Here is an 11,908-nt window from a genome sequence, read left to right on the forward strand (position 1 = left end):
AAAAGGCTTTAAGCAATATCTATAAAACGACAACCCCCGTTACAATATACTGTAGCGGGGGTTTTGTTTTAAGAGAAGAGCAATGAATACACTTCAATTTTTATGTAGCTCAAATTTCCGAAGAAAAATATAGGTAATTTATGTTGTTTGTTATTTTAAATAGCTTATTCGAAATTAATTTGCAATGATTAAGTAGCGACTTAAAAAGTTTTGGATGTTAAATTTAAGGGTGATTTAGTTCAAAAAATAAGGTTTGAATTTTCGATTGAAAATCCAAACCTTTAATTGATTCAGTCTTTAATTTTAATAAATAGTTATTGCTTTAAAGTGGTATATTTCGGAATAAAAAAACAATTTAAAATTTAAAGCCAAATGTTAATGCAGCATTACTGTAAATTGTATTGACTTTTATGGGAGTTGTTAATCCAGAAACACTTTCTAATTTGTCTTGTTCAGCTCTTGCGTAGGAAGCGTCAATGTTGTAACGACCCCAATTATAACCAAGTCCTAGTGAAAAACCGCTTAAACTACTCATAATGTCTTCATTAGCGTATGGGCTTTCTTCATATCTAAATCCACCTCGAAGACTAAAGTTTTTGACTCTATATTCACCACCTATTTTAATGGTTGAAGCTCCTTGAAGGTTGTTGTTTATTTGGGTATTTTGATTATTAAAAACGTTATCGTTAAATTCAGTGTCAAATTCTATATTTCCGTAGTCTTTGTAGGAGTAATCGATGCTAATAAGTCCTTTGTTTGAGAAAACATATCCAGCACTTGCTGATAAATTACCGGGGGTTCTTAGGTAATAGTCTTCAAAAATATTAATTATATTTGGATCGACTATAGTTAAAATATTTTCATTGTCTTCGAGTCTCGTTGAGCTAAGCCGTTGACTTGTTTCTTCGGAAATTTGATACCATGTAGGAGTATCGAATGTAAGACCAACTCTTAGGTTGTTAAATTTTCCAATAGCTCCAATTTGAGCTGAAAATCCTGATCCTAATACAGATAAATTATTTTCAAAACCTATGCGACTAATTGTGCTCCCTGTGTTAGAATTGCGTTCTCTAATTAGTGTGCTCTGATCATAGTCGATAACATGTGAATTAAGGTTAATACCAAAATAAAAATTATCTGTAAACTGAGTAGATAGATTGATTGTTAGTTTGCTGTTAACACCTTCAGAAAGAAATAAATATTCTTGTTGAACTGGTCCATTAGCAACATTTGATGAGTATGCTGTATTGTTTGAGTTTGTTGGATTAACAGGATCAAAAATAAAACCTTGATATCCAAGAAAAGCATTTTGTGCAGTGGTTCCTTCTGTGTTTCCTAAAAATGAATAAAGGCTTGAGATTGTTTCGTTGTTTTGTAATTCTAATAAATCTAACGAAACTCCATTTGCTTGATTTACAAAAAAGTTAGCAAGTGAGTTATTTCCTGTGCCATTTACAAAAATTTCATTATCATAATTCTTAGCTGCATTATAATTTAATCCAATAGTAAATTTTTTCCAATCAGATTCTTCGTTTCTATTTTTTATAACAAAGACTGCACCTGCTTGACCAAGATTGCCATCAGTCTCTACTGATTTTTGATTATTATTTAAAAAAGTGGTTGAATTTTCTTTATCATTCAATGCTAAAGTTGCCGCACCTTCAGATTTTAAAAACACAGAACTTCCAGCAGGGTTAGTGCTAATTGCACTAATGTCACCACCTAAAGCGCCAAATGCACCACTCATAGCTTGATACCTTGCTGTTCCAAAAATGCCATCTTGCGAATACCTAAGTGCATCATTTATATCTTGAGCGTTCATGAGGGTCATAGCAAATACCATCATGAATGAGAATAAAATTCTTTTCATAATTTATTTTTTAAAATAACTAATTAAATAAAGTTTAATTTCCTCTTCCGCCACCTCTACGACTACCGCCACTTCTTGACGTGCCGCTTGAGCGACTACTTCCACTTCTTGAACTTCTAGTTGATGAAGATCTTGTTGGTGATGAAGAACGTGAAGTATTTACTCTTGATCTTGAGGAACTACTTCTTCTAGACTGAACTGTAGGTCTCGTGCTTCTAGTAGTAGTATTTGGTCTATACGTACGTGTATTTCTTGATCTAGTTGATGATGCATTAGGACGAGTTCTAGAACTTTGGCTATTAGGTCGATATGTTGAAGTTCTTGAGCTTCTAGAAACATTGTTGTTTCTACTCTCTCTAGAAAATCTTGCGTTAGTTGTGTTTCTTCTTCCCCTTTCTGCCATATCTCTATTACTTCTTATCCCGTTATAATTTCGGGTGCTGTTTACTGTACGTCCGTTGTAATAATCTGAACTTCTTCTTCCTCTGGTGTAAGCATAACCATTGTATGCATTCCCGTAGTAAGGATTGTAATAATTGTTGTAATAACCTCCATTATAAATTGGGTATCCATAGCCGTAATATCCATAATAAGGGTATCCCCAGCCAAATCCAATACCATAGTAGGGACCACGCCAGTAACTTGAGTACCCCCATCCTGAACCATACCACCAGTAAGGCCTATTCCAGTAACCTCCATAATAACCGCTATTGTTATAAACATTAACAACAACTTCTCCCGAGTTTTCTCCCCAAGAAGCATAATCTTCATTATCAACTTCTTCAATAATAATTTCTCCCTCTTTATTTATTGATTCGGTAGTGTGATAAGCATCTATATCTGTGAATATTGCACCTTCGTCAGGCAAATCTTCATAAGAATCTGTTTTTGAGTTAAAATATTGTTTATAGTAAGAATCTTTTGATGTATTATCATCAGATTTGCTAGAAAATTGATTGTCGCTATTATAAATACCATCGTTAGCATTATAATCGCTATCTTGATGTGTTCCGCAGGATACAAAAAGTAGAGCGGATAACCCTATCGCAAATGAGGGGGTTGTTTTCTTTAGAATGGATAAAATGAGTTGCATAACGGTGCTGTTTTAATTGTTGAAACGTATAAAAATAATTAGTTTTGTCGAAACATACTAACATATAAATAGGTCGCAACATTTGTGCCAAACTTACAGCTTATGGCGAAGAACTTAACAAGTAGAGAAGATGATTATTCTAAATGGTACAATGAACTTGTCATAAAAGCTGACCTTGCAGAAAACAGTGGGGTTAGAGGGTGTATGGTGATAAAACCATATGGGTATGCAATATGGGAAATGATGCAAGCTGAATTGGACCGAAAATTTAAGGAGACTGGTCACCAAAATGCATATTTTCCACTTTTTATTCCAAAATCTTATTTTAGTAAAGAAGCTAGTCACGTTGATGGATTTGCAAAAGAATGTGCTGTTGTAACACATTACAGATTAAAAACGGCAGATGATGGGAGTGTAATAGTGGATGAAGATGCTAAGCTTGAAGAAGAGCTAATTGTTCGTCCAACTTCTGAAACTATTATTTGGGATACTTATAGAAAATGGATTCAGTCTTATAGGGATTTACCTTTGTTAATTAATCAATGGGCAAATGTAGTACGTTGGGAAATGCGTACGCGCTTATTTTTAAGAACAGCGGAGTTTCTTTGGCAAGAAGGACATACAGCTCATGCTACTGAAAAGGAGGCAATAGCTGAAGCAGAACAGATGATGAATGTTTATGCTGAATTTGTAGAAACTCATATGGCAGTGCCTGTTGTAAAAGGATTAAAAACCGAAAGCGAGCGTTTTGCGGGTGCTTTGGAAACATATTGTATTGAAGCGTTAATGCAAGACGGAAAAGCATTACAGGCAGGTACATCGCATTTTTTAGGACAGAATTTTGCTAAAGCTTTTGATGTAAAATTTGCTTCAAAAGAAGGAAAACAAGAACATGTGTGGGCGACATCTTGGGGTGTGTCTACACGATTAATGGGGGCGCTTATTATGACTCATAGTGATGATAACGGTCTTGTATTACCGCCTAAGCTTGCTCCACATCAAGTTGTAATTGTACCTATTTACAGAGGCGAAGAGCAATTAGAGCAAATTAGTGAAGTTGCAAATGGTTTAATGAAAGACCTGCGTGCAAAAGGACTAAGAGTAAAATATGATAACAGAGATACTCAAAAGCCGGGCTGGAAATTTAATCAATACGAGCTACAGGGTGTACCTGTAAGAATAGCTATTGGGCCTAGAGATATAGAAAATGGAACTTTTGAAGTAGCTAGGAGGGATACATTGAGTAAAGAAGTTATGCCTAAAGAGGCAATTGTGGAGAATATCACAGCTCTAATGGATGAAATTCAAAATAATTTATTTGATAAGGCTATTAACCATAGAAAAGAAAATACTACAACTGTAGAGACCTACGATGAGTTTAAAAAGGTAATTAAAGGAAAAGGGGGCTTTGTGCTTGCTCATTGGGATGGTACCACTGAGACAGAGGACAGAATTAAAAATGAGACTAAAGCAACGATAAGATGTATTCCTTTAGATGGGGACAATGAGTCAGGAACCTGTATTTTTACAGGAAAACCATCTGCAAGAAAAGTGCTTTTTGCAAAAGCTTATTAATTTTTTTTAAAAAAAAGTTATTTTGAGTTTGGAGCATTCAAAAAAGACTGTATCTTTGCAACCGCAAATAGCAAAAACTGGTCCGTTCGTCTAGGGGTTAGGACGCATGGTTTTCATCCATGTAACAGGGGTTCGATTCCCCTACGGACTACAAATTAAAGTAAACAAAATAAAATTATGGCGAATCATAAGTCAGCATTAAAGAGAATTAGAAGTAACGAAACAAAACGTTTACGTAATCGTTACCAGCACAAGACTGCTCGTAATGCAATGAAGCGTTTTCAAGAATTAGAAGACAAGAAAGAAGCAGAAAAAATGTTAGGTTCTGTAGAGTCTATGATTGACAGACTTGCTAAGAAAAACATTATTCATAGCAATAAAGCTGCTAACTTAAAGTCAAATATGGCTAAACATGTAGCTGCGCTATAAGTTATTGTTGTTTAAAAAAAAAACGCTTCTAGGAAACTAGAAGCGTTTTTTTTATATAATAATATGTAATTAGTGTTGAAGTAGCTTTAGTAAATTAGGTGATATTAAATAGGGAGAGAAAATTAATAAATAGTTCTCTAGATTTTAATTTTAATTACTGAGGCACAAGTGCACTGTAATCTCCTTGGTTTCTCGCAATATCTCTTACAATTGATGAAGATATATAAGAGTATTCTGGACTAGCGATTAAAAACAAACTATCCACGCCATTCACTTTTTCATTTGCTTGAGCAATAGTTTGCTCATAGGTAAAATCTGTTGGATTTCTTAATCCTCTTAAAATAAACTGTGCATTTTGCTCCTTACAGAAATTTGCTGTTAAACCCTCATAAGTTGCAACTCTGATTTTTGATTGCCCTTTAAAAGCATTTGTAATAAATTTCATTCGTTCCTCAAGTGAAAACATATGTTTTTTTGAAGCATTTGTTCCAATTGCAACAATAATTTCATCAAATAGGGGCAATGCTCTTTTAATAATATCAACGTGTCCTAAGGTAATAGGATCAAATGAACCCGGGAATACAGCTTTTTTCATAGTCTAAATGTAATTATTTTTTTGCCAAGGCATTTTCAATTAGCATACCAAAGAAGTCTTGTAGTGAAATACCTGCATCAGCGGTTTGTTTGGGGATAATACTTTCTTTTGAAAGTCCAGGGGTTGTATTGGTTTCAATAAAATATGGAATTCCGTTTTGAATAATAAATTCGCTTCTTGTAACTCCTTTCATATTTAAAATTTTATAAATCTTTAAGGCTTCATTCTTTACATTTTTTGTTTCGGAAGCCGAAATTCTTGCGGGAGTAATTTCTTGCGATTTGCCTAGATATTTTGCTTCGTAATCAAAAAACTCATTTTCAGAAACTATTTCTGTGGGGTTTAAAACATTTAAGCCTTCTGGGCTTTCATAAACTCCTATAGAAACCTCTGTGCCTACTAGAGCACTTTCTATAATAATCTCTGTGTCTTCTTTAAATGCATTTTCTATTGCCGGTAATAAGGCTTCAGTTGTGTTAATTTTTGAAATACCAAAACTAGAACCAGCTCTGTTGGGTTTAACAAAACAAGGTAATCCTACTTTTGCTATGATAATTTCTGGGTCTATCGCGTCACCTTTATTAATATAAAAAGAAGTTGCGCAATGAACCCCAAAATTCTTTAAAACAGATAGGCAGTCTCGTTTGTTAAAGCTTAAGGCAGCTTGATAAAATCCTGTACTCGTTTGTGGAATGTTCAATATTTCAAGATATGCCGCAAGGTATCCATCTTCGCCAGGTGTACCGTGAATGGTATTAAATACAACATGTGGAATGATGGTCTCATTTCCGAAGGTAAAGCCAAATGTACTTTTATCTATTAAAACATGTTCGCCGTTAGGCAATACACATTTCCAGTTATTTTTTAAAATATGGTAGTGATATATGTTGTATTTATTCTTGTCAAGTGACTCTGCTACGACGTTACCACTTTTTAGCGAAATTTCAAACTCGCTAGAATAGCCGCCCATGGCAATCGCTATATTTTTTTTACTCATAACAATTTGCGTATTATTTCGTTTTAACACTGTCTTTCTTCGGAAATTTTAAACTACAAAAATATTCTATAAAGGTAGAAAGATACTAACTTTAGGTTTCATATTTTTGCATCTTAATCCTTTACTATGTCTTTTTTTAAATTTTTGTTTACCAAAGCATTTTTGAAGCAGTTACTCTACGCATTAGTTGTTTTAATTGCCTTGACATTTTTGCTTTTATGGTGGTTAAAATTCACTACAAATCATGGGCAGTCTATTGAAGTTCCTAACTTGTCAAAAATGACGCTGGATAAAGTTGAAGAGGTGCTAGATGATTCTGATTTACGTTATGAAATCATGGACTCTGCTAATTATAATCCAGATTTTCCACGCTACTCGGTAATTGAGCAGGTGCCAAAGGCTGGTCATCTAGTTAAAGAAAATAGAAAGATTTATTTAGCTTTAAATCCATCGGGTTATGCTAAAATAGGTATCCCACAGGTTAAGGGGAAGACGTTGCGCCAAGCAGAGCCTACATTGTTGGCAATGGGGTTTAAAATTGGTAAAATTTCAAAACGTCCACACATTAGCGACCAGGTTTTAGAGTTGCGTCACAATGGTTCAAAAATTGAAGTTGGAGATGCGATTGAGAAAACATCAGAAATAGATATCATCGTAGGTGATGGTTCATTGAATAGAGTGCAGGAAGATGAAAATATTGATGAAAATTAAAAAATGATAGAAGAAACTCAAGGGCCAGAAAACCAAGATACGGGGAATGATGATTTGTATGAGCATTTTAAGTTTGTAGCAGATAAGGGGCAGCAGCCGCTACGCATTGATAAATATTTAATGAATAAAGTAGAGAATGCTACCCGTAATCGCATTCAAAAAGCTGCAAAAGATGGTAATATTCATGTTAATGATGTTGCTGTAAAATCTAGTTATAAAGTAAAAGCTAATGATGTAATTAAAGTGCTTTTTGAACATCCACCTTATGAGTTGTTGTTAACACCTCAAGACATACCAATTGATATTGTATATGAAGATGATGATGTACTTGTTGTAAATAAGGAGCCGGGAATGGTTGTGCATCCAGGACATGGAAATTATAGCGGAACTCTTATCAACGCATTAGTATACCATTTTGACAATTTACCTAACAATAGCAGCAATCGCCCAGGATTAGTTCATCGTATAGATAAAGATACAAGTGGTTTACTTGTGGTAGCTAAGACAGAAGCAGCAATGACTCACTTATCAAAACAGTTTTTTAATAAAACTACAGAGCGAGAATATGTTGCATTGGTTTGGGGTGCGGTAGCAGAAGAGGAAGGTACGATAGAAGGTAATATAGGGCGTCATCCTAAAAATAGATTACAAAATACAGTGTATCTTGATGATGAAGATCTAGAACGTAGCAAACCTGCTATAACACATTATAAAGTATTAGAACAACTAGGTTATGTTACGTTAGTTTCTTGTAGATTAGAAACAGGCCGAACACATCAAATACGTGTTCACATGAAGCACATAGGTCACACACTTTTTAATGATGAACGTTATGGGGGTGAACGTATATTAAAAGGAACTACGTTTTCAAAGTACAAACAGTTTGTAGATAATTGTTTTAAAGTATTACCGCGACAAGCACTACATGCACGTACCTTAGGATTTGTGCATCCCACTACAGGAAAGACACTGCGTTTTGAAAGTAAAATTCCAGATGATATAGAACAATGCCTCGAAAAATGGCGAAATTATTCCAAGAATAGTGTAGAATAAAAAATCCCGAAGTGATGAGCTTCGGGATTTTTTTGTGGTGTTTAATAGTTGTCTATTTTTTAATCCATTTTGCGGTATATGAAGATGAGCCATTCTCTACGGTAATAAAATAAATTCCGTTTGTGAATGCATTAAATTCATATTCTAATGGATTGTTTTTTTGAATGTTTGCAGTTTCAGTAAATAATAATTTACCACTAATGCTATGTACTTTTATTGCTGCATTATTGATGTCAAAAGGTACTGAAAGTTGAACAACACCTGTTGAAGGGTTAGGGGCAATAGTAAGGTTAGAGTTAATATCATTCTCAGAAATCCCTAAAAGTGCTTCGTGTAATAAACCGTCACGCAAATTACTTCCTTTGTAACCATTGCTTAAAATCTTACTCTCATCATAAGGAATGTTTAAGTTAAATGTATTAACAAATGTTGAGTCTACTGTTACACCAAAATTAAGTTTGTAAGAATTAGCCGTTAAATCCATCATTCCATCATTATCAACGTCCCCAAGAACTGCTCCATTAAGAAATGTAAACCCAGGAGTGCGTAGAGGGAATCCGTCAATTTCACCACTTCCATCAACTGAGTATGCATGAAGAAACCCCATGCCATCAGCATCTGTTATTACGCTTGAAAATATAACTTCAGGCACATCGTCTTCATTGATGTCTGCTATAGTAATTACACCTTCATTTCCACCATAATTCTCAACTGGAAAATTGGCTAAGTTTGAAGCATCTGGTGCTTGTCCATAGATAGTGGGTAATGGAGTTCCATCATTACTAGTGTTCCTATTTCCGAAGAATAACTCAAACGTTCCATCATCTTCTAAGTCAACTACAGTAGGAGTAGAGTAAGTCCATTCGTCAATAACAATTGGCCATCCGGGAGCATATGTTGCATCAGAATTTAATACATAAAAGCCAGGAGAGTCTCCATGATTAGCACCAATGATTTCAAGTGTTTCATTTCCGTCAAGGTCAACTAGCATAGGTGATTGGTATGAATATCTTTTTGTTGCATCAACTAATGGAAAACCAGGTAAGATAGCTCCGCTACTGTCAAAAGCATACATGCCCGCTGAGGATGCTGCAATAACGACATCCATATCTCCATCATTGTCAATGTCTCCTATTGATGGTGTAAATGCAGGTGTTGCAGGAAGCGAAACAGGCCAACCTGCATTAATCTCGTTTCCATCAATATTTAATGCGTGTACAAATCCTTGTGTTGAACCAAAACGTTCTCCGGTTACAATGTCTAACGTTCCATCTCCATCAACATCTGCGATAGCTGGCGCGTTAATCATCCATTTATCATTAAAATTTACAGGCCATCCAGGAAGTGGCTCCCCAGTATTATCCATTACATATACACGACCTACGGTTGTGGGATATCCAGTGTTAAAAATAATTTCTGGAGTTCCATCATCGTCTAAATCTGCAATACTTGGTGGTAATAAAATGGGCCCTTCAACTGGTTTTTCAAAAAAGATTGTACCATCTCCATTTAAAGCAAATAGCGTAGTATCAATACCGTATAAAATTTCGTCCACTCCGTCGCCGTTTAAATCTGCAAGCGTAACACCTCTAGAGTTTTTAATTCCTTGGTTTGCTGGTTTACCAAAAGAGAATAATAAGTCTGCAGCAACTCTATTTTTTTCTTGTGCTGGCAAAACAATATCAGTTGTAGTAATAGTGCCATCTTCAAGTAAAGTAGCTCTTTTACCCATTCTCTCTTGAGCGACTAACGGAAATATTGAAAGAATTGCACCAAAAGAAATTAGTAGTTTTTTAATTTTCATAATAGGAAGTTTAAATGTTTTTGCTAAAATTCTTAAATTTATCTTAACAGAAGTGTTAGATATCTGTTAAATTATGAGTTTTGTTTTATTGATGATGGTAGTAATTTTTGTTGTCGTAGATTCAGTTTTCTTTATAATTAGATAAATTACCTCGATATAAATTTTTGGTTACTTTCAAATTGTGACAGTATCTTTACTTACATAAATTGATGGTTTTTTTCTTCGGAAATTTTAATAAATCAATAGCTTTTATTCAATAAAAGAGTGTGAAAAGGTGTTATATTTCCGAAGCATTTGAAATATATTTAATAAGGAACATTCCAAAACAGAAAAATGAAAATAGTAGTATCACCAGCTAAGTCATTAGATTACGAAAGTAAATTGCCTACAACAAGAGGCACTCAGCCTAAATTTTTAGAACAAGCTGAAAAGCTTAATGCAAAGCTTGAAAGAAAATCAAAAAAAGCTGTGGGTGAGTTGATGCATATTAGTGATAAACTTGCTGAGTTAAATTATCAACGCTATAAGGATTTCAATGTGCCTTTTACTAAAAGTAATGCTAGGCCAGCTGCATTTGCATTTGCAGGTGATGTTTACACGGGACTCGATGCATATACTATTAAGGAAGAAAAAATTGACACCTTGCAAAATACGCTCCGTATTCTTAGCGGAATGTATGGAGTGCTTAGACCATTAGATTTAATGCAACCCTACCGTCTTGAAATGGGCACAAACTTGAGTATTAATAGAAAGAAAAATCTTTATGAGTTTTGGGGTGATAAAGTCACTGAGAGCTTAAATGAAGAATTAGAAGAAGACGAACTTTTTGTAAACCTAGCAAGTCAAGAATATTTTAAAGTGATAAACCCTAAACTTCTTAAAAATCAAGTTATTTCACCTGTCTTTAAAGATTTTAAAAATGGGAAACTTAAAATTATTTCATTTTTTGCTAAAAAAGCAAGAGGGAGTATGGCTCGTTATATCATAGATACAAATGCAAAAACACTAGAGGATATTAAAGGCTTTGATTATGATGAGTATCGTTACAGTGAGGAATACACAGAGAGTCCAAATGCGCCTGTTTTTATAAGATAATTATCTTTCATCATAAACATCCATATCCGCCATTTATTAATGAGGCTGCTACAAAATTAATTGTAGGTACGTTGCCTCCTCCACGATTTACGACAGGGGATTTAAAAGAACGTGATGTCAATTTTTGCTACGGAAGTCGAGACGGTCAATTATGGCCTATACTTGATGCTATTTTTAATTTGGATTTAAAATTTGAAACTACGCAATATGCCATTGACCAGCGTAAGGATTTTTTACTCAGAGAAAATATTGGTATTTGTGACATTGTAGCGTCTGCAATGCGAGAAAAAATTGACGCCAGTGATGTAGGAATGCAGGATGTTGAATTTAGGGATGTAGTTTCTGTTCTTCGGAAATTTCCAAAGATTGACACTTTGTTATTTACTGGGGGCAATAGTAAAAATGGACCAGAATATTTTTTTAGAAGACATTTAAAATTATATAATCTAAAACTAGAGCTTGTTGATAATAAGGTGCCACGAATTCATCAATTTAAACTTCCAGATTCAAATAGAGTTATTAAAACGGTTTCATTAACGGCACCTTCGGGAGCTGCAAATAGAGCTGTGGGTAGTTTGCTTGCTTATAAAGAAATGAAACAAAAATTTCCGAAGAAAAACACAATAGATTTCCGAATTGAACAATATCGACCTTTCTTTTTGGTCTGATTGTTATGTTATTGTAAA

Annotated in this window: 11 protein-coding genes and 1 tRNA gene; 7 read left to right on the forward strand and 5 right to left on the reverse strand. The window is 34.4% G+C overall.

The annotated features are described in order from the left end of the window. Positions 1-355: 355 nt before the first annotated feature. Together GB234_RS13815 and GB234_RS13820 are read right to left on the reverse strand one after the other, a co-directional pair. Positions 356-1,870, reverse strand: a complete 1,515-nt coding sequence (locus GB234_RS13815; protein WP_151895177.1) for an OmpP1/FadL family transporter — start codon at positions 1,868-1,870, stop codon at positions 356-358. 34 nt (positions 1,871-1,904) lie between these two features. Next, positions 1,905-2,963, reverse strand: coding sequence for a hypothetical protein (locus GB234_RS13820; protein WP_151895178.1), 1,059 nt, complete (start codon positions 2,961-2,963; stop codon positions 1,905-1,907). A gap of 102 nt (positions 2,964-3,065) precedes the next feature. On the opposite strand from GB234_RS13820, the gene proS reads away from it, so the two are divergent. The 3 genes from proS to rpsT all read left to right on the forward strand — a co-directional run bounded on the left by proS (position 3,066) and on the right by rpsT (position 4,967). Next, the gene (proS, locus tag GB234_RS13825) at positions 3,066-4,538 is read left to right on the forward strand and encodes a proline--tRNA ligase (RefSeq protein ID WP_151895179.1); all 1,473 of its coding nucleotides are present in this window, start codon (positions 3,066-3,068) and stop codon (positions 4,536-4,538) included. A 79-nt stretch (positions 4,539-4,617) separates the two neighbouring features. Next, positions 4,618-4,689: transfer RNA gene (locus GB234_RS13830), tRNA-Glu, on the forward strand. Positions 4,690-4,715: 26 nt separating this feature from the next. Next, positions 4,716-4,967, forward strand: a complete 252-nt coding sequence (gene rpsT / locus GB234_RS13835) for a 30S ribosomal protein S20 (RefSeq protein WP_151895180.1) — start codon at positions 4,716-4,718, stop codon at positions 4,965-4,967. Positions 4,968-5,121: 154 nt separating this feature from the next. Here rpsT and coaD read toward each other — a convergent pair whose 3' ends face one another. Beyond that, the gene (coaD, locus tag GB234_RS13840; protein ID WP_151895181.1) at positions 5,122-5,562 is read right to left on the reverse strand and encodes a pantetheine-phosphate adenylyltransferase; all 441 of its coding nucleotides are present in this window, start codon (positions 5,560-5,562) and stop codon (positions 5,122-5,124) included. A 13-nt stretch (positions 5,563-5,575) separates the two neighbouring features. Beyond that, a complete protein-coding gene (locus tag GB234_RS13845) occupies positions 5,576-6,559 on the reverse strand; it encodes a D-alanine--D-alanine ligase (protein ID WP_151895182.1) in 984 nt (327 codons plus the stop codon). Positions 6,560-6,721: 162 nt separating this feature from the next. Between GB234_RS13845 and GB234_RS13850 the strand changes: the two genes are divergently transcribed. Both GB234_RS13850 and GB234_RS13855 read left to right on the forward strand, forming a co-directional pair. Then, complete coding sequence (locus GB234_RS13850) at positions 6,722-7,270, forward strand: PASTA domain-containing protein (RefSeq protein WP_308645070.1); 549 nt, start codon at positions 6,722-6,724, stop codon at positions 7,268-7,270. A 3-nt stretch (positions 7,271-7,273) separates the two neighbouring features. Next, on the forward strand, positions 7,274-8,323 hold the full coding sequence (locus GB234_RS13855) for an RluA family pseudouridine synthase (protein WP_151895184.1): 1,050 nt from the start codon (positions 7,274-7,276) through the stop codon (positions 8,321-8,323). A gap of 52 nt (positions 8,324-8,375) precedes the next feature. Here the strand turns inward: GB234_RS13855 and GB234_RS13860 are convergent, their stop codons facing one another. Beyond that, positions 8,376-10,127: a T9SS type A sorting domain-containing protein gene (locus tag GB234_RS13860; protein ID WP_151895185.1), complete on the reverse strand. Its 1,752-nt coding sequence runs from the start codon at positions 10,125-10,127 to the stop codon at positions 8,376-8,378. Positions 10,128-10,460: 333 nt separating this feature from the next. Here GB234_RS13860 and yaaA point away from each other — a divergent pair, with 333 nt between their 5' ends. Next, positions 10,461-11,222, forward strand: coding sequence for a peroxide stress protein YaaA (gene yaaA / locus GB234_RS13865; protein WP_151895186.1), 762 nt, complete (start codon positions 10,461-10,463; stop codon positions 11,220-11,222). Between the two features lie 2 nt (positions 11,223-11,224). Then, entirely contained in the window at positions 11,225-11,890 is a 666-nt protein-coding gene (locus tag GB234_RS13870) for a uracil-DNA glycosylase family protein (RefSeq protein ID WP_151895187.1), read from the forward strand. Positions 11,891-11,908: the final 18 nt, after the last annotated feature.

Origin of the sequence: Patiriisocius marinistellae (genome assembly GCF_009014635.1) — a bacterium.
GTDB lineage: Bacteria > Bacteroidota > Bacteroidia > Flavobacteriales > Flavobacteriaceae > Patiriisocius > Patiriisocius marinistellae.